The 24308-nt window shown below is 47.5% G+C and carries 23 protein-coding genes and 1 other RNA gene; 2 read left to right on the forward strand and 22 right to left on the reverse strand.

Annotated elements, in window-relative coordinates:
• Window positions 1-30 precede the first annotated feature (30 nt).
• The 8 genes from ACCC71_RS07620 to ACCC71_RS07655 are packed head-to-tail and all read right to left on the reverse strand — an operon-like array spanning window position 31 to window position 7071.
• Complete coding sequence (locus ACCC71_RS07620; RefSeq protein WP_434309033.1) at window positions 31-564, reverse strand: Holliday junction resolvase RecU; 534 nt, start codon at window positions 562-564, stop codon at window positions 31-33.
• Window positions 564-1547 (reverse strand): RluA family pseudouridine synthase, encoded by a 984-nt coding sequence (locus ACCC71_RS07625; RefSeq protein ID WP_434309034.1) that lies wholly within the window; start codon window positions 1545-1547, stop codon window positions 564-566. The genes ACCC71_RS07620 and ACCC71_RS07625 overlap by 1 nt, the downstream gene beginning before the upstream one ends.
• A gap of 9 nt (window positions 1548-1556) precedes the next feature.
• Entirely contained in the window at window positions 1557-2138 is a 582-nt protein-coding gene (locus ACCC71_RS07630; protein WP_434309035.1) for a hypothetical protein, read from the reverse strand.
• Window positions 2139-2150: 12 nt separating this feature from the next.
• A complete protein-coding gene (locus ACCC71_RS07635) occupies window positions 2151-2780 on the reverse strand; it encodes an MBL fold metallo-hydrolase (RefSeq protein WP_434309036.1) in 630 nt (209 codons plus the stop codon).
• Window positions 2777-3451, reverse strand: a complete 675-nt coding sequence (locus ACCC71_RS07640) for an HAD family hydrolase (protein ID WP_434309037.1) — start codon at window positions 3449-3451, stop codon at window positions 2777-2779. The genes ACCC71_RS07635 and ACCC71_RS07640 overlap by 4 nt, the downstream gene beginning before the upstream one ends.
• Entirely contained in the window at window positions 3448-4815 is a 1368-nt protein-coding gene (locus ACCC71_RS07645) for an RsmB/NOP family class I SAM-dependent RNA methyltransferase (protein WP_434309038.1), read from the reverse strand. Before ACCC71_RS07645 ends, ACCC71_RS07640 begins: the two co-directional genes overlap by 4 nt.
• A gap of 1 nt (window position 4816) precedes the next feature.
• A complete protein-coding gene (locus ACCC71_RS07650; protein ID WP_434309039.1) occupies window positions 4817-5617 on the reverse strand; it encodes a GTP pyrophosphokinase in 801 nt (266 codons plus the stop codon).
• Window positions 5618-5655: 38 nt separating this feature from the next.
• Entirely contained in the window at window positions 5656-7071 is a 1416-nt protein-coding gene (locus ACCC71_RS07655; RefSeq protein ID WP_434309040.1) for an aminoacyl-histidine dipeptidase, read from the reverse strand.
• Between the two features lie 285 nt (window positions 7072-7356).
• Here ACCC71_RS07655 and ACCC71_RS07660 point away from each other — a divergent pair, with 285 nt between their 5' ends.
• Entirely contained in the window at window positions 7357-8046 is a 690-nt protein-coding gene (locus ACCC71_RS07660) for a hypothetical protein (protein ID WP_434309041.1), read from the forward strand.
• Between the two features lie 82 nt (window positions 8047-8128).
• Here the strand turns inward: ACCC71_RS07660 and ACCC71_RS07665 are convergent, their stop codons facing one another.
• From ACCC71_RS07665 to ACCC71_RS07710, 10 genes are all read right to left on the reverse strand, one after another.
• Complete coding sequence (locus tag ACCC71_RS07665; RefSeq protein WP_434309042.1) at window positions 8129-8740, reverse strand: vacuolar family H+-ATPase subunit H; 612 nt, start codon at window positions 8738-8740, stop codon at window positions 8129-8131.
• Window positions 8737-9243 (reverse strand): pantetheine-phosphate adenylyltransferase, encoded by a 507-nt coding sequence (coaD, locus tag ACCC71_RS07670; RefSeq protein ID WP_434309043.1) that lies wholly within the window; start codon window positions 9241-9243, stop codon window positions 8737-8739. The genes ACCC71_RS07665 and coaD overlap by 4 nt, the downstream gene beginning before the upstream one ends.
• The gene (gene rsmD / locus ACCC71_RS07675; RefSeq protein ID WP_434309044.1) at window positions 9236-9808 is read right to left on the reverse strand and encodes a 16S rRNA (guanine(966)-N(2))-methyltransferase RsmD; all 573 of its coding nucleotides are present in this window, start codon (window positions 9806-9808) and stop codon (window positions 9236-9238) included. The genes coaD and rsmD overlap by 8 nt, the downstream gene beginning before the upstream one ends.
• Before the next feature lie 17 nt (window positions 9809-9825).
• Complete coding sequence (locus tag ACCC71_RS07680; protein ID WP_434309045.1) at window positions 9826-10842, reverse strand: glycosyltransferase family 2 protein; 1017 nt, start codon at window positions 10840-10842, stop codon at window positions 9826-9828.
• Window positions 10843-11101: 259 nt separating this feature from the next.
• On the reverse strand, window positions 11102-11317 hold the full coding sequence (locus ACCC71_RS07685; protein ID WP_434309046.1) for a small, acid-soluble spore protein, alpha/beta type: 216 nt from the start codon (window positions 11315-11317) through the stop codon (window positions 11102-11104).
• A 166-nt stretch (window positions 11318-11483) separates the two neighbouring features.
• Window positions 11484-11783 carry a Dabb family protein gene (locus ACCC71_RS07690; RefSeq protein WP_434309047.1) on the reverse strand — a complete coding sequence of 100 codons (300 nt, stop codon included), beginning with the start codon at window positions 11781-11783 and terminating at the stop codon, window positions 11484-11486.
• A gap of 14 nt (window positions 11784-11797) precedes the next feature.
• Window positions 11798-13066: an alanine/glycine:cation symporter family protein gene (locus tag ACCC71_RS07695; protein ID WP_434309048.1), complete on the reverse strand. Its 1269-nt coding sequence runs from the start codon at window positions 13064-13066 to the stop codon at window positions 11798-11800.
• Between the two features lie 143 nt (window positions 13067-13209).
• The gene (locus tag ACCC71_RS07700; RefSeq protein WP_434309049.1) at window positions 13210-14241 is read right to left on the reverse strand and encodes an FAD:protein FMN transferase; all 1032 of its coding nucleotides are present in this window, start codon (window positions 14239-14241) and stop codon (window positions 13210-13212) included.
• A 33-nt stretch (window positions 14242-14274) separates the two neighbouring features.
• Window positions 14275-15426 carry a PTS transporter subunit IIC gene (locus tag ACCC71_RS07705; RefSeq protein ID WP_434309050.1) on the reverse strand — a complete coding sequence of 384 codons (1152 nt, stop codon included), beginning with the start codon at window positions 15424-15426 and terminating at the stop codon, window positions 14275-14277.
• 45 nt (window positions 15427-15471) lie between these two features.
• A complete protein-coding gene (locus tag ACCC71_RS07710) occupies window positions 15472-16362 on the reverse strand; it encodes a hypothetical protein (protein ID WP_434309051.1) in 891 nt (296 codons plus the stop codon).
• Between the two features lie 308 nt (window positions 16363-16670).
• Between ACCC71_RS07710 and ACCC71_RS07715 the strand changes: the two genes are divergently transcribed.
• Window positions 16671-16901, forward strand: coding sequence for a BlaI/MecI/CopY family transcriptional regulator (locus ACCC71_RS07715; protein WP_434309052.1), 231 nt, complete (start codon window positions 16671-16673; stop codon window positions 16899-16901).
• 102 nt (window positions 16902-17003) lie between these two features.
• On the opposite strand, the gene ssrA is transcribed toward ACCC71_RS07715, so the two are convergent.
• The 4 genes from ssrA to ACCC71_RS07735 form a co-directional block, all read right to left on the reverse strand.
• Window positions 17004-17353, reverse strand: a transfer-messenger RNA (tmRNA) gene (ssrA, locus tag ACCC71_RS07720).
• Between the two features lie 57 nt (window positions 17354-17410).
• Entirely contained in the window at window positions 17411-18511 is a 1101-nt protein-coding gene (locus tag ACCC71_RS07725) for a flavodoxin family protein (protein ID WP_434309053.1), read from the reverse strand.
• Entirely contained in the window at window positions 18508-19482 is a 975-nt protein-coding gene (locus ACCC71_RS07730; protein WP_434309054.1) for a lactate dehydrogenase, read from the reverse strand. The genes ACCC71_RS07725 and ACCC71_RS07730 overlap by 4 nt, the downstream gene beginning before the upstream one ends.
• On the reverse strand, window positions 19479-24302 hold the full coding sequence (locus ACCC71_RS07735) for a hypothetical protein (RefSeq protein ID WP_434309055.1): 4824 nt from the start codon (window positions 24300-24302) through the stop codon (window positions 19479-19481). Before ACCC71_RS07735 ends, ACCC71_RS07730 begins: the two co-directional genes overlap by 4 nt.
• Between the last annotated feature and the right edge of the window lie 6 nt (window positions 24303-24308).

A 24308-nucleotide genomic window follows, 5' to 3' on the forward strand; every position in this document is an offset into this window, starting at 1 on the left:
GATGAATTATACAAGAAAACGGAAAAAATGTCAATCTCTTTCCAGCAAATCTTTTTGAAGCTGTTCCAGAAAATGGACCGGCAAGCCATTTTTTCCGGTAATCCGAAAACTTTTGTCAAGTTCTTCATAGGTAAAGCTCTTTCTTCCGCCTTCTTCCGCCCGTTTCCAGAAACGCTCTACGTCTGCCAACGGTAGATAATAGATTTCGTCCCGATGAGTTAAATGCAGAATGAAAAAAGCAATCCCTTGCTGACGTTCAAACTCTTCCATAAAACGAAGCTGATGTTCATGGATGTTCGCCAATGGTATCGTATCCTCCTGGCATTCCTTGGCATCAAAACAGACGGGAACGCCCTGGACGACGCCAATATAGTCCACCGTACTTTTTTGATCAAAATAGGCCAACGTGATATGACGGCTTTCCTGATCGATGGTAATCGGTTTGATCGGCGTCGGGATCTTCTGAATGAGAGCTAGATGAGCGTCCCGGTATTTTTCGAGAGAAAGGTTGATCAGTTCCTCTAAAGTGGAGCCCCGCAGGCCCCGCGTTCCCCATGTTCCCATTAAAATAGTGCTCCTTGCAATACTCCCAGCTTCTTTGCGCACGCCTGAAAGTCCTCCGGCAGGGGGGCGTGGATGCACTTACCTTGAAGCGCCGGAAGTTCCGGCATCTGTTCCGGAAAAACCAATTCAAAAGCGTGCAGCATCTGCCTTCGGATCCGCAGGCGTTCGGTCATCGCGCTAGCAGCCTCCCCGTATTTTCGGTCTCCCAAAATCGGATGCCCAATCGATGCCAGATGGGCGCGAATTTGATGTGTTTTTCCCGTGATCAAATGTACTTTTAACAACGTTGCATTCGCTCCCTCTGCCAGCGGTTCATAGGCGGTAACAATATAAGCGCTGTTTGGAAGCTCTTTTTTTCCGATCTGTACGGTATTGGTTTTCTCATCTTTTAACAGATAGCCTTCGATCTTTCCAGGATTCATTCCCGTTCCCTGAACCAGAGCCAAATAGTACTTTTCTAAGTTTCGGGAACGAAAAAGCTCTGACAAAGCCTGAAGGCCCGCCAGAGTCTTTCCTGCGGCGACCGCTCCGCTGGTATTTCGATCCAGTCGGTTACAAATACCAGGCCGAAACCGAGTCAGTTCCTCCGCAGTGATCTGTTTGCTCTCTACGAGATAGGAAATCAAATATTCACAGAGAGAAACATCCTCCGGTTTTGCTTTTTGCGAGAGCATTCCCGCCGGTTTGTTGAAAAACAAAACCTGGTCGTCCTCATAGAGAATCGGTAGTTTCTCTGCCCTATGAACCGCCTCCGGTACGGACGCCCCGCGGAATTTTTGAATGGTTTCATCGGAAAGAAAGAGACGAAGGCAGTCGCCTGCCGCAAGCCGCTCGGAGCCGTCCGCCCGCTTTCCGTTTAAAGTAATATTCTTTTTGCGAAGCATTTTGTAGAGGAATCCGCTTCCAGCTTCCCGCAGATATTTGCCGAGGAACTTATCTAGACGCTGGCCGGCTTCCCGTTCACTGATCTTAATTTCCTGCATAAGTTTCCTCTACATGGATACGGAGATAACCGCTTCTTTGGCCAAGTCGACACGGCGAAGCTCCGAATCTCCCTCCGCGGTCTCTACCTGATCAATCCGCGTCAAAAATTCCTCCCAATTGGAAAAAAGTTTCATCCGCATGGGAATTCCTCTTCGCTTCAGCACATCGTTGACGGGAATCTCCGCGTCTTCCGGCCGGAACCGTTTCCCGCAGTAGGAGGACCAGGCCACCACGCCGTTTTTATAGACAACGGCGAACTCCACCGGCATCCTCTTCCCCTTGGCGTCCACCAGAATCAAATCCGACAGAAGCATATCCTGGTTTTCAAAGTTTCCCAGAATCTCATACTTTTCTTTCGGCGCTGTGCGAAATTTGGCAAAAGCTGCAAATCCCACGAAAAAATTTGCGGTTGGAATCACCATTAGCATCGCCGGAATCATCAGCCAATTTTTCTTCGTACCAAAAATGATTACGCCAAGAATCAAAAGCGCCAAAACGATAGCACCGCTGACGACTGTTTTTAGAAGCTGGCTCTTTCGATGCGCGTCAATGTAGCCGTAACGGCCTCTTGCCTCGTTCTCCTTATCCATAACACTCCCCTTTTATCCTAAGTATTTTAAAACTGCCGTCTGACGAGGCATTCCGGGTGTCAACTGCAGGGTGTTTGTCTCATAGCGCACCACGTCCGAACGGTATTTCAAGAAATCGTCCAGCGTGCCAATCACCGGAAAACCAAAAGATTCGGTGCGATAGTGCATCGGAATCACAACTGTCGGGTTCAGTTCTTCCAACATCGCCTCAATCCCATCGGGTTCCATCGTGTAAAATCCTCCGACAGGAACCATCACGACATCCAGACTGCCCAGCATCTCTTTCTGTTTTTCATTGAGCGGACAGCCAATATCTCCAAAATGAGCAATACGAAGTTCCCCATTGTCAAAAACATGAATCATGTTCATGCCGCGCTTTGTTCCCCCTTCGTCATCATGGGGGCAAGCGATCATCGTCAATTGAAAGGGATTTTCCTGCTCGGTCTCCTGATAGGTAATTGCTTCCACATAGCCGTGATCGTCATGGCTGTGGCTGCAAATGATTCGATTTGCCGTATCACGCAGATCCGATAAACCAGGCACCTTTCCATCTTTATAAGGATCTACTACGATGGAAAAACCGTCCTGTTCTAATTTGAAGCAGGAATGCCCTCTCCAGGTAAGATTGACTGTTTTACTCATTTCATTTCCTCCATATCCCTTAATATTTCACTGTAATCCATAATCGCTTCATCGGCCAGCCGCCGTTTCTCTTCTTCCATGTCTGCGGACCAGGCGTCATATACGGAGCACACCCACATGCCAGCGTTTTTTCCAGCTAGAATGCCGGCCGGTACATCCTCAAATACCAGGCACTGTTTCGGGTCGGCATTTAGATCCTCCGCCACCTTTAAATAGATATCCGGCGCCGGTTTTCCCGCCGCCACTTCACAGGCCGTTCGGATAGAATGAAAATAATGTTCCAAATGCTGCCCGTCGATCACAGCTTGTACCAATTCTTTTGAATTGCTGGTCGCGATTCCCATAGGAATCTGCCTGACCAAAAGCGCGTCAAGAAACTCCCTCACATAAGGTTTGATTGGTACTTGATACCGATATTTTTCATAGGCCATCCGATTCCACTCGGCTTTGATCTCATCCAGTGTATCCGGCAGAGAAAAGGTCTCTTTAAAATAAACGGCGGTTTCAGAAAAACTCATCCCTTCTATCTCTTTTTGCAGATTATCTGGCAGAGAGATTCCATACCGCCCCAGATATTCGATATCAATATCCCTCCACATCCACATCGAGTCAACTAGCGTTCCGTCCAGATCAAAGAGAACCGCCTGGATTTCTTTCATTGGTATCTTCATTGCCATCTCCATCCGGGATTATACTTGTTTTTTAGCGTCGTTTTGTTTCGTTTTGCCCACCCTAGGGGGAACCCGTCGAAAAGGACCAAGGTCCAGCCGTCCGCCCCCGCACAGGAGCTTCCTTCGCAGGTAACGGTTTCTCCCTTTAGATAACGAATGGCTCTCTCATCCGAAGCAGAAAAATCCACACGATTTGGATATTCGTCCGGTTTTAGGACCAATGCCAATGCTGGTGAGGGCGTAAAACGTCCGTCCTTGCAAGTTCCCAAAAATAGGCCGGTACGCAGATAGCGAATTCTTGCTTTCTTTTCAGCCTCCGGCGGAAGAAAATAAAGATTTCCCTTTTCCTCCCACACAGGCCTCTCCCCCCACTCGCCAGAAAGAATCGGCGCGAAGTCTGGCGCCGCCACGGAAAAAGGACGACTTTTTTTCTGATAAAAGGGTTGTCCATGGACCGCCGCCTCTTTTGAAAATCGGGCTTCCCCTGCTGTCTCTTTTTGAAATAACGCCAGGAAATGTCCTTCCCCACGAACGCGGTGCGGCCAGATTCTACCTGTGCCGGGAAGGAACCCTTCAGAGATACCAGGCCTCTGCGGTATGGGCTGTAATTTTATTTCCGGGAAATCGTGAAGCAGCCAGGATACATTGTCCTCGTCTTCCTCTTTGGAAAATGTGCACGTGGAGTACAGCAGCATACCGCCTGGCCGAAGCATCTTCACCGCGGAAGTTAAAATCTCACGCTGGATGGGCTGATAGTAGGCTGGACCCCGCTCTATCCAGTCTTTGATGATCGCCGGATCTCTTCGAAACATCCCTTCCCCGGAACAGGGAGCATCCACCAAGATTTTATCAAAATAAGAAGGAAAATTTTCCGCAAGCTTTTCCGGCGTTTCTGCCGTCACATAACAGTTGCCGATACCAGACAGTTCTAAATTTTTTACCATCGCCTGCGCCCTGGACGCACTGATATCATTGGCGAACAAAACGCCGGTTCCGGCAAGCCGCGCTCCCAGATGAGTCGCCTTTCCACCAGGAGCGCCGCACAGATCAAGGACCCGGTCGCCAGGAACAATCGGCAGCATCGCCCCCGGCGACATGGCGCTGGCTTCTTGAAGATAATAGAGCCCGGCAAAATAATAAGGATGTTTTGATGGAACGCCTTCCTGGAAATAAAAGCCCTCCGAAGCCCAGGGAACCGCTTCTTCTAAGAACGGCAATCGCGATTTCAAGTCTTCCGGCTGTATCTTTCGCGTATTGGTGCGGAGGCTGGTTACCCGTTGATCGGAAAAAGATGCCAGGTAATCGGAATATTCCGCTCCCAGCATCGCTTCCATCCTCCGCAGGTAGTCGTTTGGTAGTTCCATATTATAACTCCTGAACTCCCTGACGGGCTGCCACCAAATCCAACTGGCGGTTAAACTCTTCCAGCTCTTCCAGGGTTCCATTCTGGTATAGATCAAAAAACTCGTTTTGAATATTTATCATAGCGTCTCGATTTTCAAATTTGTACAAGTTCTGAATATTATTTTTAATTTCCGATACAATGCGGGCTTTATTGAAGAACAAGTCCTGTGCCATCATAATATCTTCCCGGATCATAGACATCTCTTTGTCTAAATTCACAACTGCCTGTGCAGCCGCCATCAACCGCTCGCTGATATGCTCCGGAACATTTCCGCTGTACTTGTATTTTAGGCTGTGCTCAATGGTAGCCCAAAAATTCATCGCCATGGTCCGAATCTGAATTTCCACCGGTACCAGTTTCGGACCATGAATCGTCGTGACCTCATAGCGAACTACCATATGATAACTTTGATAGCCGCTGGGCTTACTGTGGTGTACATAGTCGTTTTCTTCCATGACCTCCATATCCGGCCGTTCACGAATAATATTCACCACCTTGTCGATATCTTCGACAAATTGACAGATCAAGCGAACTCCGGCAATATCTGTGATCTGTTCTTCCATATTGGCAAGATCTATTCCCTTTCGTTTCGCTTTATCTAAGATGCTGGAAACCGTCTTCACCCGACAAATCACCTGCTCGACCGGAGAATAGCGGCCAGCCGCTTTGTTTTGCTTGATAATATAGGTGAATTTTAGCTTTAGTTCATCTACCGCCAACTCATAGGGCGATAAAATCTCCCGCCATTTTTGAATTTCCATACCGATCTGCTCCTTTATGCTTCCCCGTTCTTTACGGACTACGAAATCTTTTCCAATATGCCAAGCAAGAATTTCCAAGTCCGTTCTGCAGAAGAAAGGCTCAAGCGTTCTTTCGTAGAATGAATATCTAAAAGTTCCGCGCCGAAAGAAATAATATCCAAATTGGGAAGTTTCTCACTAAAAATACCACACTCAAGACCGGCATGAATGCCTTGTAAAATCAGCTCTTTTCCGGTCTGCTCCCGGTATACCTGGGATGCCAGACGCTGCAGCTTGGAATTCGCCTTAAGAGGCCATCCGGGATACTCTCCCTGGAAAGAAACCACAGCCCCATAATTTTGAGCGATACTCTGGATTTCTTTCTTCAGTTCTTCCCGGTCCTCATTTCTCGCACTGCGGGGAGCCATGACCAGGTGCGCGCCGTCCTCTTCCACGTGAACGATACCCAAATTTGTAGAAAGTTCCACCATATCCGGGATCTCCACGCTATATTTCAAGGGTCCGTTGGGAAGTTTTGTCATAAGTTGCAGCAGACGCTCTCCATCCTCTTTTTTCATGACCAAAAGCTCCGACTCCGGCAGTGTTTCCCAGGCTAACGTCAGATTGGGATCGGACTGTCTCCATTCCGCTTGAAGCTGCGCCTTTTTCTGATTCAAAAATTCATCCGCCTGAAAATCTGCGTTTACTGCCAACACGGCCACTGCCGAAGGCGCAATCGCATTATCCGCCGCACCGCCGCGGAAATCCGACAAGAAAAATTCTCCAGGCAGATCTTTCAGGATATCCGCCAGAAGACAATTCGCATTGGCACGTCCCTTATGGATTTCCGTACCGGAATGTCCTCCCGTCAAGCCAGTCAATTCGATTCGCAGGCCTTGACTCTTTTTGGCTTCCCGAACGAATGGAACGCAAACCTCCGCCCGGCAGCCGCCGGCACAGCTGACGACAGCATAACCTTCTTCATCGGAATCCATATTAAGCATATATCGGCCTGTAAAATCGCTCATATCAAGATCTACCGCACCAAGCATACCGATCTCTTCGTCTACCGTAAACAAACATTCCAACGGAGGATGGGAAATCTCATTGGAATCCAAAACAGCTAACGCCATGGCTACCGCGATTCCATCGTCTGCGCCAAGGCTGGTTCCTTCCGCATAGAGATAATCACCATCTGTTTTCAGTCGCAGCGGGTCTTTCGTAAAATCAAAGTCAAGATCCGGCTCCTTGACGGCAACCATATCCAGATGCCCCTGCAAAATTACACCATCCTCCAACTCCCGGCCAGGCGCAGCGGCTTTTCGAATCACAACATTTCCCAGCGCGTCCTGTCTTACCGCCAGCCCTCTTGCTTTCGCAAAAGAGACGCAGTAATCGCTGATCGCCTTCGTGTTTCCGGAACCATGAGGAATCCGGCACAGCTCTTTGAAAAATTCAAGATACGTTTTACCCATAATACTCTTCCTTTCTTAAGTTGGAATTTTTGATAATAAGGGTCTATTTGCTTTTGTTCTCGGATATATTGTACTCGAAAACAGTCTTACATTATTCATAAAAGGAACCGTATGAAACGTCTTTTTTCACTCCTATTTCTCGGACTATTTTTTCTGGGATTGCTTTGTTTTCCAGAGCTGTCCATATCCGGGGCTTCCGCAGGAATTTTACTTTGGTTTCAAAAAGTACTGCCCGTCCTGCTCCCTTTTATATTAGCCTCAAAACTGATGGCAGAAAGCCGCTTGATGAATCACTTTTCTCCTAGAACCTGCGGAATTTTGATGGGATTTCTCTGCGGCTATCCGATGGGCGCTATATGGGCTTCTTCGTTGGTAAAAAGCGGAAGAATCTCTGTCTCAGAGGGGCAAAAAATGGTCATTTTTTGCAATCAGCCAAGCCCCATGTTTTTAATCGGCTATATCGGTATTCAATGTTTAGGAATTTCCAGAGGGCTGCCGCTGCTTGTCTGCGCCTTGCTTCCCGCGTTCCTCGCCGCTCTCCTCATACTTCCGAAAGCCCCGGAAAATGCCCCCACACCTGAACCAATCCTCCCACTTTCCTTGGAAAGTTTTGAGCGCTGTTTTTTAGATAGCTGTGAAACGCTGGTAAAAATCGGCGGATATATCCTTCTCTTTTCCATTCTTGCTTCTTGGATCACGTTGTTGCCTCTACCGGAACTGACACAGGCGGTTTTTCTCGGCCTGTGTGAAATGACGACTGGAACCGGGGTATTGGGAAGCAAACATCTGCCGACACTTTTAGCCGCTCCTATTTGTTTTGGATTAGCTTCCTTCGGTGGATTCTCCTGCGTCGGACAGACTGGAGGATGCCTAAAAGGAAGCGGAATTCGGCTATTTCCTTATATGATTGCCCGTGCTATCCTGGGCGTCATAACTGCTGCCCTTTGTTATTGCTATCTTTATTTTCTAGGGTAGCAATACGGAAAAAGTGCCTGCTTCCTCGCCCCTATCCATTTGTAGGGCGCGAAACGGCAGGCGCTTTAAACTTCTTATGTATTTAGTCTTCTTTCCCGCTGTTATCCAATGCAATATCAATTTCCGGACCGGAATTCTTCCTTCCGCCTGCGGGAAGGCTGGGCGCTAACTCTTTCCGGTTGGAAACAATGACATCATAACTGGCCTGCAACTGATTCAGGAAAGACTGAAAACGGGATTGGCTATTTTCCAAGGCATGAGCTAAGATAGACTCCAGCTGTTCTAACTGGCTGTCCGTATACTGAACAGAACCGTCCCGAATACTATTTGCTTCGATCACAGCGTCGTCTAAAATCTTTTGGGCCTGGGCTTGAGCCTGCTGCACAATTTCCTCTGCCTGAGCGTAAGCCTGCTGCATAATTTCATGTTCATTGACCAGTTCAGCCGTCTGGCGGGAAGCTTCTGCTAAAATAGCGTCGGCATGAGCCTGCGCATCCGATAAGATGGCATCCTTATTGACAATGATCTTTTGATATTTTTTGATTTCCTCTGGCGTACGCAGCCGCAGTTCCACAAGCATCTCATCAATGACGTCTTTTTCAACTACAATTCTTTTGCTATTGGAAAATGCCTGGGACTTACAACTGTCCAGATACATTTCAATTTCACCGATCATTTGTTCAATTCTGCTCATTTTCGGTTATCCTCCATCCATTTTTCTTTTAACAACGGCACGACTTCTGCCGGTACAAACATCTCAATATTTCCATCAAAATAAGCGACCTCTTTCACGATGCTGGAACTTACATAAGCATAACGCAGATCCGTCGTTAGAAAGATCGTATCAATCTCCGGACACATCGCACGGTTCGTCTGAGCCATCTGCAATTCATATTCAAAATCTGTCACCGCACGAAGTCCGCGGACCAGTACATGTGCCCCTTTCGAGCGGGCAAAATCTACGGACAAGCCTTCAAAAGAAGACACCTCTACATTACATAGATGGCCCGTCACACTCTGTATCATTTTAACACGTTCTTCCACCGAAAACAACGCTTTTTTGCTCTTGTTGTGCAAAACTGCCACAATTAATTTATCAAACATTTTCGATGAACGCTCGATGATATCCAGATGTCCCAAGGTAACTGGGTCAAAACTCCCCGGATAAATTCCTACCTTTTCTCTTACGTTATGCATGATGTGATCCTTCTCCCCTTTTTAGAAAGACATGTTTATTTGTTTTATAACATTTTTCTCTGACAATCGAAAAACCATATTCTCCGGCAAACGAAAAATCCGTCTCGTTGCTCTCTTCCACCACAATCAACGTATCCTCATCCGTCAGACAAGAATCGTGAAGGAAGGAAAAAACTTTTTGCTCCCATCCCTTATCATAAGGAGGGTCTAAAAAAATCACAGAGAATGCCTGTCCTTCCCGTTCTAACCGGGCTAACGCTGTCAACACATCGGTTTCCAGAACACGTGCCTGTTCAGATAGATGCGTAAAGGAAAGGTTCTGCTGGATGCAGGCTGCGGCTTTCCGGTTATTTTCCACAAAAACAGCCTCCTTCGCCCCACGGCTTAGCGCTTCGATTCCGATACCGCCGCTGCCGGCAAATAGATCCAGAAAACGACAGCCGGGAATTTCTGGCTGCAAAATATTAAACAGAGTCTCTTTTATCCGATCGGTTGTCGGTCTGGTCTGTAATCCTGGCGCCGTCACCAAATTCAATCGGCGGGCCGTACCTGCAATTACGCGCATAAAACATCTCCTTTATCTTAGTTAAAACCATAAAAATGTTGGGTAGCCCGGTAAGCGGCAATGGAAATCTTTCTGCCTGTAGGGCCTGGTAAATTCATGGTTTGTCCCATAATCCCGCGGCGGATCTTCCGATATAATAGAGGATCTTTTGTCTTCAGATACGCCCATAACTCTTCTTTCTTTGCCAGATTTTCCGGTGTGCCGGAGCAAATCAAAAAGACAGAAGATACCGTCATCATGATCTCCATATAACTTTTCATATAATTCCGCAGCTTTTTATCCGGTAGTTTTCTTAAAGAATAGGCATCGATGATAGCCTTCGTCACCCGGATCTGCTGATCAATCCGCTTAATCATATTGGCTTCGTTGACCGATTGATCGGCGCGGCCAATAAAATAGCGATAAAAAATCACATCAATATAGTATAAATTCTTCACATAAGGAAGCGGAATATAGACAAACAGGTTGTCTACATAAAAAGTATGTTCCGGCAGTTTGAGGCCGCATTCTTTTAAAACGCGGGTACGGTAAATCACCGAATGCATTAAGATATACTGTCCTTTGTGAAGAAATCCAACTTTATCCCAGGTAAAAACTTCATTTTGCGGAAACGCGCGGCGGTAACTGATTACTTTCTTTTTCCGGACGCCCACTTTATCGTAGATGTAATTGCTGATCAGCATATCTACGCTTTTTCCATCCAAGACCAAATTTTCCAACGTGTCCAATATCTTATGATAAGCGTCCAAACTTACGCTGTCGTCACTATCCACCACCTTAAAATAAATCCCGGAAGCCTCCCTCAGTCCGGTATTTACTGCTCCGCCATGTCCTTTGTTTTCCTGATGGATCACGCGGACGATCGATGGATACTGTTTCGCGTAAGAGTCGGCAATCTCCGCCGTCCGGTCCGAAGAGCCGTCGTTTACAAGCAAAATCTCCACCCGCTCCCCACCCGGCAGAAGGCTATCGACACATTTTTCCAGATAGGCTTCTGAATTATAGCAAGGAACTGCAATCGTCAATAGTTTCATCTCATTTGCTCCTTGTATTTCATTCCTATTTTGCTCTTTGTATTTCTTTCCCATTCCAGTTATTTAGTGTATCATAGGCATGAAAACTCGTCAATGAGATTGCCCTGGACTTTAAAAAAAATTCAGAATACTGCCGCCCGAAAAGACTTGCGCCCTGTCGCAATGCGCTCCATAGTGGATAGAATAAAGAAGCAGCCTCCTCGGCCTTAAGATAGGTCAAAGAGGCTGCTTCTCTTCATTCTTTTCGGGTGCGCTCTAATTAGCGGCCGGATTTACCGGACATCTGTCTCTCCTGCGCCTCGATCATCTTCTTAACCATATAACCGCCAACGCTGCCGTTCTGGTAAGAAGTCAGGTTTCCGTTGTAACCGTTGGTCAGCGGTACGCCAAGCTCATCGGCTACTTCCATTTTAAAACGATCCAGAGCTTCCTTTGCTTCAGGAACTTCGATTCTTCCAGTAGAATTGCTAGACATAGTAATACACCTCCATAATTCATCTTTTTGCCGCTGTGTTTCGCGGCGTTGTTTGTAAGGTACATTCCTAGTATGTTCGATCCGAAAGGAAATACACTGGAAATTCTTATCAATTTTCCGGTAAAAAATGGGACTCTATTTTTTCAAAAAAAAGACGATGGATCCCTTATGCTTTGATATCCACACAGCGCCGCCCTTCACAGTTGGCACGGACAATCTCTGCAATCTTTACATGCTCCGGATGATCCCGGTAGATAATCAGATCCTTCTCTTCCTCCATCTCACAGTAAAGCGCCAGATCACAATTGCTGCTTTCTAATGGAGGCATACCAACCGAAACCGCAATAAGCCCAGGAATTTTCCCAACCAACGTCGGAAAAGCTTCCGCTAGAGCCGCTCGAATTTCTACTCTCTTTTCTTCTGAAATTTCTGGTTTGAAATTCCAAGATACGATATGACGAATCATGTCACATTCCTCCCTCAGGACTTTTTCCTCAGTTTAACACCCAAATAAGTATCGGTCAAGGCGATTACCTGCTTTCGAAGGCAAAAAAGGCAAAATAAATTGGGAATGGCAAGCAGCATATTACAAATATCCGCGATCCTCCAGATATCCGTCAGTTCGCCAAGGCAGCCTACGACTGTCATGCCAAAAAAGATCGCTAAATAGATTCCTTTTCCCTTTTCCCCGCAAAGATAAGAAACGCATTCTAGGCCAAAAAAACTCCAGCCAACCAATGTGGATAGAGCAAAGAAAAAAATACTGATGGTGAGAATGCTTCTGCCAAAAACACCAAAAACGCTGGAAAAAGCCGCCAATGTCATATCTGCGCCGTCCACACCAGTATTCCATACGCCAGATACCAAAAGAACAAATCCAGTTACCGTGCACATCACAATGGTATCTAGGAAGACCTCTAAAATCCCCCACATACCTTGCTCTACTGGTTCTTTTACCGTAGATTGAGCATGTGCAATCACCGAGCTGCCAAGTCCCGCTTCATTGGAAAAGACTCCGCGGGCAATCCCTACTGTCATAGCTCGTAAGGAAAATGCGTCGGATAGAATTAACTGAACCGCAGCGCCCAATTGATCTCGAAAATGCCAGAGAATCCAAACCGCGCCGCCCATATAAAATACAGACATAACAGGAACTAAGACGCCGGTGATCGCACCGATACGCTTTCCACCGCCCTTACAACAAAACCAGATGAAAAAGGCCAGAAAAGGAGCCGTTGCCATCGGCGAGATATTCCAAGTTCCCTGCAGCGCCTGCGCAATGGAATTTGCCTGGGTCATATTGCCCATGCCAAAAGAAACCAACAAACAGAGAAAGGCGTAGATCAACCCCATGGGCCGGCTGGAAAGCCCCCTCTCCATCGTCATCATCGTACCGCCAAGGTAGCCTCCATCGGGCTTTTTCTTTCGATATAGGTGCCCTAGCACCTTCTCCGCATAGGCAGTCATCATCCCAAAAAATGCGGAAACCCACATCCAAAAGATGGTTCCTGGACCGCCTGCGACCAGAGCGGTCGCCACTCCGACAATATTTCCGGTGCCGATAGTTGCAGCCAGAGAAGTACAAAGCGCCTGCCAGGGACTCATGGCGCCTTCCTGGTCTGCTTCATTCTTACGGAAACAAGTTCCCAGGGTTTTTCGCATCCAAAGAGGAAAATGAAAGAGCTGAAAGCCGCCGGTAACCCAGGTAAAGTAAATTCCAGCAGCCAAAATCAAAAGCAAAACCAACATAAAAAACTCCCGCGTACAGGTTTGTATCACCCTATGCACGCGGGAGTCTTCTTCATTCACGTTTTTATTATTTTTATTTTTCGTGGGATACGGATATATTCTATCATTTACCATAACAATGAGAGGTATCCCTATCCCCAAAATCATTCCTGCCGAACCATGTATGTCTCGGTTCCCTCGGCGGCAGTAAATCTTCCATCCAGGTTTTCCGTGTAATAGATAGCGCCATCTTTTAAAATCCAGATCACGCCGATGTCTTCCTTTTGTCTCCAAGCCTGTATGGAAGCATCCAGCCCCATTACAAAATAAGCGGTGGAAAGAGCGTCCGCCTGAAAGCCGCTTTCCGATACAATCGTCACCGATTCCAATTCGTTGTCTGCGGGATAACCAGTCGCGCTATCGATAATATGATGATATTTTTTCCCATCCTTTTCAAAATAACGCTGATATGTCCCAGAGGTAACGATTGCCTCGTCCTTTGCGGTTAAAATGGCCGCCACTTCCTCAGAAAATGGCTTCTGAACTCCGATCCGCCAGGCGCTCCCATCTTCTCTCGTTCCATAGGCATAGATATTTCCGCCTAGTTTTAAAAGCGCGGAAGAAATTTGTTGTTCTTTCAAGACTGCCACGCAACGGTCTGTCAGATATCCCTTGCCGACAGCGCCCATGTCAAGGGCCATTCCGGGCAAAAGCTGAATTTGATTTCGCTCTATCTGAATCTCTTTCCAGTCGATCTTTTTCATCAGATCCTTTAGGATTTCCCCATTGGGGATATGGTAGTCGCCGTTCGGAAATCCCCAAGCCTGAGTCACCGGATATAATGCGATGTTCAAGGCTCCATCGGTTTCTTTCGCTACGGAAAGACATCGAACAATCACATCCGCCAAATCCTCGCTGATCTCCAAACGCTCCCCGTCCGATTGATTCAGCCGATACAATTCGCTGCTGGCATCGGTTGCCGAGAGCATAAGATTTACCTGATCGACTTCCTTTCGCAGCAAGTCAAATATCTCGCTGTCGGAATCCGTCAAAACCTGAAACGTCAAAATGGTATCCATCGCATAGACCGTGGACTCCTGATACTCTTTCCGCTGGGAACAGCCGGAGGCTGCCGTTACCAGTGAAAGACACAGAAGCAATACCACAAAGCCTTGCCGCCTGTTTCGTTTGCCCATATCCGCCCTTCCATGGGGCTGCCGAAAAGTGAATCAGCCCAAATCCAATTTCAAATCATTTTCTTTAATCCAGCCATTTTTCCGCAGCGGCAATGCAAACAGCCAGGTCAAAACAGCCGGCAGTACAATGGAAATCAGCAAAAGGCTGCCCCACTCGACTACGCCCGGCGTAACCGCGCTCTCTCCGAGCGCCAACGCTCGTTCCGATGGATTGGCCCATCCCATAATAACGCCGATGGGGCCGACCAAACCGCAGGTACCCATACCGGATGATACGGGCGTTCCATTCATCTTCAACTGAAAAACACAAGTTGCCAATGGTCCTGTCACCGCAGAGGCCAGGGTCGGCGGAATCCAAATTTTCCAATTTTTTAAGATGTTTGGAATCTGAAGCATCGATGTACCAAGTCCTTGAGCCGCCAGGCCGCCAAGTCCATTTTCCCGGTAGCTCATCACAGCAAAGCCGACCATCTGAGCGCAGCAGCCGGCTACCGCCGCGCCGCCCGCCAGGCCAACGAGGCCAAAGGTCGCACAGATCGCCGCCGAACTGATGGGAAGCGTCAACGCAATGCCGACCAGCACGGAGACCACAATCCCCATGAAAAATGGCTGCAGTTCCGTAGCCCACATAATCGCGTAGCCCACTGAGCTTGCTCCCTTGCCGATCGCAGGCGCCACCAGCATCGCTAAAACAACGCCTACCACAATCGTAACAAATGGCGTCACCAACAGATCGATCTTGGTTTCCTTTGACACCATCTTTCCCACTTCAGCAGCGATAATCGTAATAATCAAGACGGCTAAAGGTCCGCCGGCCCCGCCGAGGTCATTGGTGGCTTGTCCCACTGCTACAAGAGAAAACAGTACCAAGGGAGGCGCTTGCAGCGCGTTTCCGATGGCTACCGCCATGGCAGCGCCAGTTACAGCGGTAGCAAAGCCGCCAATCGCCACCAGCTTCACTGCCAGATAATCCAGGACGCCAACCGAAGATGCCGTCGCTAGGTCAATCGTAGAATCTCCGATATTTTGTCCAATGGTTTTGATAATGGTCCCAATCAGCAAAGAGGCAAATAGCCCTAAGGCCATTGCCCCTAATGCGTCAATCCCATATCGTTTTGCTGAAAATACAATGTTTTTCCTCTTCAGAAAGGCAGAAAAGCCCTTCTGATTCTCCAAATTCTCCATATTTCTGCACCTGCTTCCTGTTTTTCTAGGCGAGGTTTCAATCACTCACCCGAAATAATACAGTCCGTCAAAGTAATCCTGGGCAGACTCCGATTTGCCATCCACCAGGATTTGACCGAACTCCCCTATGGGAACCTGAAGCCAGCCTTCCTCTCCGGTTTCAACGTCCTGCAAGCAGACCCACTGCCGATTGTCCGTTCCAAGGACAATTAGCCGGGCGCCAACGTCAACCGTCATCGTATAAGCGTTCCCCGACGCGTTTCCGGTCAGGCGAACCACCTTTCGTGCTGTCACTTCGTTTCCCATCGGATAAAATTCCCTGGGTACTTCGGTAAGAATTCCGTTCACCAGGGTGAAGTCTTGTTCCAGATAAAAACTCTGGAAAACTTCGCTGTCTCCGATCGCTGTCACCAACCGTTCTTCGGGCTGTACACGGTAGGAGGTAATCACCCCGTTTAAAACCCCGGCTGGCTCCAGTTCGTCCTGCTGGTACACATATACATGAGAATAAACATCCGCATTCGACCCTCGGTCTTCCACCAAAATCTGAAGCGTCGTCCCATCTATACTCATTGCATAGATTTTTCCGGTCAGCTTGTCGCCGCTGCCTTCTATTTCCGCATCCCCGATTTTCAAGTTAAATCCCTTTCCATTCGGATCGGTAACCTGATAGTTTATCGTCTCTGCGGTGCCATTTCCATCCAAATCATATTCACAGGGAACTATGAGCTCTTTGATTAAGCCGGTATATACCGGGGCTTTCGGCTCTACCTCTGTTGTCTGTATCATAACAGAAGAATCCGTGCTTAAACTTTCCTCCGCTATTGCCTCCGTAGTCGGGATTTCCATCGTAGCAGGCGCTTCGTCCACCGGACCTTTGCTGCCGCAGCCGCCCAGGAAAACAAATGCCAGAATGAAAAAATAAGTCCATCCCATCTTTCGCATCCAAAGTTCCAACCTTTCTGCATTCAATGTATTCATCATAGCAATTGGAACAGGATTTTCGCAGAAGAAAATCTTAGTGATTTCTTAATTTTGCAGATTGATGCCGCGTTCTCTCGCTTTCCGCATCAAGAAAATGCAACATGCACAGCTAGATGGAATTATACTAGGAAAGTGGAGTTTCGTCAAGCGCGGTGCATTTTTTAACCGCAGGCAAAAGCGTATTTCCACGAGGTGATTCCTATTCTATTTCCATATATTACCAGCTCTAACCTCTGCGGTTGTATTATATAATATATCCTATGAGACTGACAGACTGCGAACGTATTATCATGAATATCATATGGGCCGCCGATCATGATCTCGCATTGTATGAGATTGTGGAGGTGCTGAATGCTGACGGGCGATACTGGAGAGAAACCGCGATATCGGCCTTTTTGCGGCGTCTGCGCGCGAAAGAGGTTATTACCCGTTACCGGAAAAAAGGAGTTACCTTCTACCGACCGATCAAGGAAAATGAGGATTTAAAATAAGAAAAGACTTTCGCTTAGCGGAACGTTTTTAATTTCATAGGAATTCCGTCGGGATTTCCTATGAAATTTAAAAATAAAACCTGCGGAATACCGCAGGTTTTATTATGGAGCTGAGGGGAATCGAACCCCTGTCCGAAGACCCTTCCACTTAGATTTCTCCCATCACAGCCGCCGTTTTTTCATTCCCTCCGGAAAGCGCCCGGCAGCAGGCTCTTTCCTTTAGTAGCTTCATTTCTACTTATTTCCCGGCAAAGCTTAGGGGAAACAGTGCCTCACAGTTCATGATGCCGGTGATTCCGGCTGTGAGCAACCGGAGTCCGACAGCAGCACTTAGGCTGCGTACGCTAACTGATCGTCTGCGTTTGTATTTAAGTTTTCCGTTTTGATACGCGGCCACGGTCCGCGGATGGCTATCCGAGCTTCTAAACCCCCGTCGAAACCAGTACAACCCCTGGTTTAAAACGAAAAGTTAGTGATTTGCTATATTATATAGAATAAAAGTTCACTTGTCAAGTACCAGCAGAAGACAGCAGCCGAGGTTCCGCGCCTATTCCAGCAAATACCTGAACAATATGCGTGGCAAACGCCTCCGCCTGCTTCTCGATTTCCGGGATTTCCCGAATACTGCCCGGCTCATTTGCCGTTTCCAATACGGCAAAACGAGGGGGGAGCAAAAATGCCTTGTTCATATTTAAGCTGCTGATCAATTGGCTTGCTACGATATCACCTCCGCTGTATCCGGATACCACAATGCCAAACATATATTTTTCATAGAAAGGTTTGATCCGAAAAAGAGCGGTCAAACGGTTGATAAAAGCTGCAATATTGGCGCTGACGGAATCATTGTAATTGGGACAAAGCAAAAGAAGGCCGCTGCAGTTTTGAACGGCAGGATAAACCTCTTCCACCATGGCGCCGCCATAATAACAACTCCCCTTCTCGCTAAAATGCATACACATTTTATAAGGGCAGCCCGTGCAGTCAAAAATCTGTCCATTTCGAAGAGAAATCTCTTTTACGCCGACACCGGTTAGATTTTTTTTCACCATCTCCCAAAAAGTCCAGGTATTGGACGTATGAAAATGACTGGCGTGGAGTACCAAAAGTTCTGGATGATCATATTTTGGCGCCTGATAAGAACAAATCCGCACCGCCAACTCCTTTACCGCGAGACGATACGCCTCCATCCAATCTACTCCCTGGTTTCTCGCCTGGATTCGGAAATTCTGCAAAGAACCAGTGGCCTCTACCAACGGTTTTCCCGGAAAGATGCAGCCGGCTTGATTCGCTGCAAAAACCAGGTCTCGCGCCGTAGATTTTGTATAAATCTCGTGTACGCCGTCCACAATCACGCCGCCCACCATGCCGTCAAACAGATGAGGACTCCGGCGAATCTTGGCAAGCATCCGCGTATACTCTAAATTTGTCCCTGTCTCGTCGAGAGAAATCACAAACAGCAGCCGCGAAGCAGAAATTTGTGTGAGCTCCTCTGTTCGAAACAGCCATCGATACTCTCCGCCCGGTTTTAAAGCACGGCTTAGAATATCACGCAACCGCGGCGATACCAATCCCGGATGTTCCGCAGGACAGATGATTTCGATTCGGTTCATAGGCAATCCAACTCCTTTAAATTCCGGTAAGAAATCTCCAATCGGGCAAATAATTCATCCGGTAATTTCGGATTTTCCACCTCGATGCCATGTTCCGTCAAACGATTTTTCGCCCCAAAAAACACTTCTCCGAAAGCGCTGGAGCTATAATGCCACCGTCCGGATAGAACCGCCAAAATAGAAAGCGCTCCAGAAGAAAGCGCCGGCGCCAGATATGGCTTGTAACCAAGTTCCCGCACGCGAAGATTTGCCGATGAGGTTAGGGTGGTCAATTCCCGTGAAACTGCATCATCATAGTGGGACAAACTATTCGCAATAATCAAGTCCTCCCCGTGAGGACCAAAAGCTGCCCCTTCCGTCAAATAAGAAGAAAATCGAGAATCACGCTCCGCATAATAAGCCGCGCGGGCGTTCATCACGCCGAGCCCAAAGCCTTTGATCTGCTCTGCCGCCAATCCAGCAGACGCCGCAGTCCGGCACAAAGGATCTACCGGGTCTGAGATGACCGCAAACAATCCGGAAAAACGCGCCTTTGCCGCCTCCCCCGCAATTTCCCGTATCAATCCTGCGTTCGCCTGATACTGCGCCATCCGCACATCCCCCACGGATTCTTCTACAGGCGGTACGCCGAGAGACGCGCAGAACAAAAAGACATCGCATTGAAAAAGTTCCTGGCGTTTTAACACACGGACCGGCGGAAAACGGCGGAGCATATCACCCTCCCGGATCTGATTCATTTCCATTTCATATCGGGCAGCCATCGTTTCCCGGATATCATAGATGCCGATCTCTTCTATTTGGTCTCCGCCTAAAAGCTTGAGTCCCGTCAAAAGCGTGCCTCCGACGTCGCCGAGGGCAAATAAATGGAGAGTTTTTCTCTCTTTCTTCATCCATGCAAATTGCACCAGACTACCGATTCGAAATATATCTTCTCCTAATCCCAGCTGGAACAGATCGCTCAATCGTTTCATTCTTTCTCTCCCCAGGTAATGTTTCGCAGCCGTACCAACTGTCGGATATCATTTTCTATATAGCTGGATGCAGGAAGGTTTCCATCATAATGTACATGCTTTCCTTTATCCGGGCAAGTAGGCGAAATAATCGCTTCGCTCAGACGATTCAGCGTCAAGTTTCTCCCGAATTCCTGCTGATATTCTTCCTCCAACACTCTCAGAATATCCCGTGCATTTTCCAAACAAGTAAAAGACAAATGATAGGCTGCCAGGCGCGAATCTTTCATCAAAAAGAGCGGCGCAACGTAAGGCAAAATCAAATTCACCGAGGGCAGCAGCCCAGAAGGGTTGTTGTCGCTTCCAGCCACGCTATCGCCTCCGATAAACGGATACATGGTGGATGCCACAAGCCAGGAATGGACGTTTGGAATAAAATATACGCTATCCGCCGCCAATCCGTTGGCCTGAGCCAGATCACGCCCTCTAGCCGTTAGGATACCGACTAAGATTCGATCAATATCAAGATTCCCCTCTTTCAGCAATGGAACGATCTCCCGGAGTCGATATCCTTTATGAAGCAAATCATCCACCAATATGATATCTCTCCGGAAAGAGTGTATCATCTTAATCTGCGTCCGAAGGGGCGAATAATTCGGGTACTCCTGAATCGTAAAACCACTCATGTCCTCATGAAATACACGTTCCGTATAAAGCGATTTTGTTACCGTGTTTGGCGCTGCGGAATTTCGGAACATTTTGCCAAAAGGGACGCACATTTTTTCACCCAGCTTGGGCGGAACAGAAGGCACGTTGGGAACATTATTTGCCTCGGCAATTTTATCGATCATCCGATTGTACATCACGCGGGAATCAAAGGACAATACCAAATGGCCCGGTCGAAACTGCGTCAATGCTTCCTGCAGCCGGCGATGGGCATGGTAAACCACTTTCATTACTTTCGGATCGTGCTGGAACGGGTCCTTTAATACCGTCTCTATATTATCCGTCAAAATCGTCGGAGCATAGAGCGCCGCCGCCATGACCAAGTCTTCTCCCTCACATTCCATCGTGAGAAAGCCCTGCAGTCTCAAAAGTTCCTCCTCACGTTTTTCCTTCCCGTTTCCATGATAGATACAGTAGGTATATTCTTCCGAGAGCGCATAGGCTAACGCCTCGGTCAAAATCCACTGTTTTAACACGGAATTCCGCGATTCCACGGAAGACTGGATTTCTGAGATCAGAAGCAATTTTCCGCCTGCAAGCTCACGAATTTTAGAGGCCAGCGTCAGATCGCCAAACTCTTCCATAATATCCCGCAATGCCAGTGGACGGAAACGGCAGAACGCCAATGGTTCATGTCCCTCAGACTCATCCCATAATACTACCGCCATCTCTTCCGGATGATGCTTTTCCCTCCGCTTTTTCGATTGTCCGCCACGCAGTTTTCGATCCAGTTCCAAAGTTAGACGATGAATGACCTCACAGTGCAAATCCTGCGAACGAATTACCGGTTTATCCTGCGGTTCCCGAAGATACAAGCTGTTTTCGTATATATAACTTTGTACCACCGGGTCAATCAACTGAGAAATATCTCTATTTTGATCAATGCTCTCCCGAATACGAGTAGAACTGATATCTTCCAAATAGTTCGGCAGGGACAGATGACGCACGCCGCCTAAAATCTCCGGATATTCTTTCCGCAGCTCGTCGTCTCCCATATTCCGGCGAAAAATGATATGCGGAAGCCGATGAATCGAATACTCGCTAACGGGCTTTCGATAGGCGGATGCGTTGGCTACCACGTCGCTCCCCACTACAATCGAAAGTTCTTTCCCTGGAAATACCTCCCGAAGAAGTTTCAAATCTTCCGGATTCGCGATATTGATCGGAATATCATCTGGGAATAGGAAAACCCCATTGTCATCGGCCACTGACATGGCCGCGATCTTTCGGCAAATCAATTTGGGCTGTGTCTTCTTGGACCAGGAGAATTCATCAATCGCAAGATACACCTCATAGCCAAGATTTCGAATCTCCTGAACAATTCCCTTATGGCTAAGAGAGAAAGGATCAAATGTCCCTGGAAAAAAGGCGACTTTATCATTTTCTGACATATGAAAACTGCCGTACCGGAACAGATAATCGGAAAGAAAACGGTAAATTTGATTCAGCGCAGCCGCATGAATCAAAAAGCTCAACAGATTCTCCGGTTGATCTTTCACAATATGAAGCGCCTTTTTGGCAAAGAAACGAAACGCTTGGCTTTTTTCATCCACGGTCAAAAGCGGCGAACCAAAGAGGTATTCCCCCAGCACATAAACTGCTTCCTGGGCAACCCGTTCATGATAATTGGCCATTCCTTTTAAAATCAGACCCAGCATTCGCCCTAGGCGATCCTGATAAATCCGCTTCGTCTCGTGAAAACGTTCCCGGTAGACAGGATACTTTTGAACCAAATGTCCCAACGTATCGAGAGCGGCGCACGCCACCTTCTCATTATTCTGAATCACCATCTGTTCCAAATTTAAAAGATGCTCTTCTACCTCCTCCGGCTGAAGCAGAAGTATCATCTCCGCCAAATAGGCTGGAATATCTTTGGAGAACTGTTCACTTCCATTTTCTAGTCCCTGGAACAGTTCGACGGTTACTTCATTACACTGATCCCTGGAAATATAGGAGGACATTTCTACCAATGTACGGCCTGCGCTGTGGCGCACATTGTCGGAATCACTTACCATCAGCAAATTTGCCAGATGTGTTGTGGAATGCAGAGGCTGATTATTCCTTCCCCGCTCTATCAGATAAAGCAGGAACTCAATATTGATCTCTTTACAAATCCAAGGCGTCGCCGTTTTCAAATTTTCCAAAAAAGTTTCAGATATAATGCTTTTTCTAAAAGAAAATTCTTCCAAAATCGTCAATTCCGCTCGGTCAAAACCTAACCGCTTTCCGATCTGATAACGCAGATATTGAACGCTGATTACCGGGCGGGATGGGACGCAGTGAAATAATCGTTCGCAACACCCGCGCACAAAGGGACGAACCTGATCTTGCGCCAAACAAAAATACGCCAATCGAAGCACAGCCACCTGGATCTCCGTATTTTTTCTCTTTGCAAAATGTTCGACAAAAGAAAATACAATCCGGAAATCCTCCTCTTTGCACAAAGAAAAAGGGAAACGCTGCACGGCATTGATCATGGTAAACGCAGTAAAGTCATCTCGTTCAAAATCCTGGTACGCATTCAATACTACATCCAAATACGCCTGTTTTTTGCCTGGCTTTGCCGCGCACAGAGCAGACTCCACCAGTTCGCCCATCTGATGCATCATCCAGCGTCGGTGCTGTTCCGTAAGCTTGTGATCCGGAATCAATACCAGGTGGAAATATTTTTTAAACAGTTCCAGGCTGGACGTTTCCTGCAAAAAAGCCCGCCAGCCATCCGGTATTTCCTTGCGGTAGTCCGTATCATAAGCCACGATTAAGCGTCCCATCAGCTGGGCAGCCTGGGCCCTGATATCGCCTTCCCGATGCATCAATAGTTCTTGGAGAAGAGAAATAATCAAAAGCTTCTGCTTAGGGCTTGTGTAGGTATAGTATTCTTGAAAAATATTGAGATACGAACGAATATTTTTCCAGTCCTTCTCGCTTCGAGCTACCTCTAAGATATTGGCGAATGTTTTCTCCACGTTCAGCACGTGCATCAAACGGATATTATGGGCAATCGCCTCCCATTTATAGGCTTGAACAATTTGTTCGCCAAAAAGAAGCGCCGTATCCGTCTGGGGCAAAGCTTTCTCCATAACCCGGTCCAATTCTGTTACTACGCCCAGCGATTTCATATATTCCTCGAAATCCGTCAGTTTATCATATACCCGGCGATAACGTTCCCGCTTGGCGTCGTCCACATTGTCCAGCTTGCTTAAGATAACGTCGAAGGAATCTTTTAACGTATAAAATACAATGCGTTCCTTCCCATTCTCCCAAACACTTTTGACCCTAAAATCCGCATAGATTAAAACCAATGATTCCACCGATAGGTTTTCCAGTTCTAAATCCCAGGTGGAATGATTCGCCGCAATATGCCCGATGACCGGCATATGATTACTCTTAAAAAAGAGATCCGTATAGTAATAGTGAAGATAAGGAACCCGCTTATTTTCCGTCTCTTTACACCCAAATTTTCCGATATCATGACCGATGGCTGCGGCGGACATCAAAGGCAGATCAATCTCAATGCCAAGTTTCGAAAGCTGCCTGGCGACATGCATCGCGGTATAATGGACGCCGGCAATATGTCCCAGCGTTTGAAACGGGGTTGCCTCCGATGCAATCCGCATGAACTCAAATAGCCAAGTGCGCTGACACACCTTTAAAAAAGTACGATGCTCGATGGCATTATCCGTCGTCGCCAACTCGTCCTTCTCTACCTTATGAAAATGTAAAATTGGTGAAAAACCACAGGAAACCGGTTCATCTTCCAAAAAAATCCGTAAAACTTCCAGATAAAAGCGAGCGGCTGCTACCTGATCTTCTTTTAAAACCGCTGGAAAATTATCCGGATAAAGAATATGTTTTCCATGAAGATGTAAGAGCGGCAGCCAGCCTCCCGGTGGTTCCGGAGCCAGTTTCTCCATACATTCCTGGCAAAGCGCTAAAATAGACGCGCAGGAGTATTGGGACAGTTCCGACATCTCCTTTAATTTTTGACGAATATGCGGAGTTCGCAGCCGGTGCAGCATTTCTGTACGGCTCACGCCAAACAATCGCAGCAATTCTTCCTTGGTCAGCCGCTGTTCCAGCAATTCCTGAATTTTTCGAATCCAACTCCGGTTCATCCGACA

The organism is Hominifimenecus sp. rT4P-3 (genome assembly GCF_051055405.1).
In the GTDB taxonomy this organism is placed as follows: domain Bacteria; phylum Bacillota; class Clostridia; order Lachnospirales; family Lachnospiraceae; genus Pseudolachnospira.

What these genes read in the sequence shown, in the direction of transcription:
- ACCC71_RS07730 (WP_434309054.1), bottom strand. Translation starts at nt 19,482, where the DNA reads ATGAAACGATTGAGCGATCTGTTCCAGCTGGGATTAGGAGAAGATATA.
- ACCC71_RS07710 (WP_434309051.1), bottom strand. Translation starts at nt 16,362, where the DNA reads ATGGGATGGACTTATTTTTTCATTCTGGCATTTGTTTTCCTGGGCGGC.
- ACCC71_RS07655 (WP_434309040.1), bottom strand. Translation starts at nt 7,071, where the DNA reads ATGGGTAAAACGTATCTTGAATTTTTCAAAGAGCTGTGCCGGATTCCT.
- rsmD (WP_434309044.1), bottom strand. Translation starts at nt 9,808, where the DNA reads ATGCGCGTAATTGCAGGTACGGCCCGCCGATTGAATTTGGTGACGGCG.
- ACCC71_RS07630 (WP_434309035.1), bottom strand. Translation starts at nt 2,138, where the DNA reads ATGGATAAGGAGAACGAGGCAAGAGGCCGTTACGGCTACATTGACGCG.
- ACCC71_RS07690 (WP_434309047.1), bottom strand. Translation starts at nt 11,783, where the DNA reads ATGATTCGTCATATCGTATCTTGGAATTTCAAACCAGAAATTTCAGAA.
- ACCC71_RS07665 (WP_434309042.1), bottom strand. Translation starts at nt 8,740, where the DNA reads ATGAGCAGAATTGAACAAATGATCGGTGAAATTGAAATGTATCTGGAC.
- ACCC71_RS07635 (WP_434309036.1), bottom strand. Translation starts at nt 2,780, where the DNA reads ATGAGTAAAACAGTCAATCTTACCTGGAGAGGGCATTCCTGCTTCAAA.
- ACCC71_RS07650 (WP_434309039.1), bottom strand. Translation starts at nt 5,617, where the DNA reads ATGGAAATTCAAAAATGGCGGGAGATTTTATCGCCCTATGAGTTGGCG.
- ACCC71_RS07685 (WP_434309046.1), bottom strand. Translation starts at nt 11,317, where the DNA reads ATGTCTAGCAATTCTACTGGAAGAATCGAAGTTCCTGAAGCAAAGGAA.
- ACCC71_RS07705 (WP_434309050.1), bottom strand. Translation starts at nt 15,426, where the DNA reads ATGGAGAATTTGGAGAATCAGAAGGGCTTTTCTGCCTTTCTGAAGAGG.
- ACCC71_RS07660 (WP_434309041.1), top strand. Translation starts at nt 7,357, where the DNA reads ATGAATCACTTTTCTCCTAGAACCTGCGGAATTTTGATGGGATTTCTC.
- ACCC71_RS07680 (WP_434309045.1), bottom strand. Translation starts at nt 10,842, where the DNA reads ATGAAACTATTGACGATTGCAGTTCCTTGCTATAATTCAGAAGCCTAT.
- ACCC71_RS07700 (WP_434309049.1), bottom strand. Translation starts at nt 14,241, where the DNA reads ATGGGCAAACGAAACAGGCGGCAAGGCTTTGTGGTATTGCTTCTGTGT.
- ACCC71_RS07725 (WP_434309053.1), bottom strand. Translation starts at nt 18,511, where the DNA reads ATGAACCGAATCGAAATCATCTGTCCTGCGGAACATCCGGGATTGGTA.
- coaD (WP_434309043.1), bottom strand. Translation starts at nt 9,243, where the DNA reads ATGCATAACGTAAGAGAAAAGGTAGGAATTTATCCGGGGAGTTTTGAC.
- ACCC71_RS07695 (WP_434309048.1), bottom strand. Translation starts at nt 13,066, where the DNA reads ATGTTGGTTTTGCTTTTGATTTTGGCTGCTGGAATTTACTTTACCTGG.
- ACCC71_RS07620 (WP_434309033.1), bottom strand. Translation starts at nt 564, where the DNA reads ATGGGAACATGGGGAACGCGGGGCCTGCGGGGCTCCACTTTAGAGGAA.
- ACCC71_RS07715 (WP_434309052.1), top strand. Translation starts at nt 16,671, where the DNA reads ATGAGACTGACAGACTGCGAACGTATTATCATGAATATCATATGGGCC.
- ACCC71_RS07625 (WP_434309034.1), bottom strand. Translation starts at nt 1,547, where the DNA reads ATGCAGGAAATTAAGATCAGTGAACGGGAAGCCGGCCAGCGTCTAGAT.
- ACCC71_RS07645 (WP_434309038.1), bottom strand. Translation starts at nt 4,815, where the DNA reads ATGGAACTACCAAACGACTACCTGCGGAGGATGGAAGCGATGCTGGGA.
- ACCC71_RS07735 (WP_434309055.1), bottom strand. Translation starts at nt 24,302, where the DNA reads ATGAACCGGAGTTGGATTCGAAAAATTCAGGAATTGCTGGAACAGCGG.
- ACCC71_RS07640 (WP_434309037.1), bottom strand. Translation starts at nt 3,451, where the DNA reads ATGAAGATACCAATGAAAGAAATCCAGGCGGTTCTCTTTGATCTGGAC.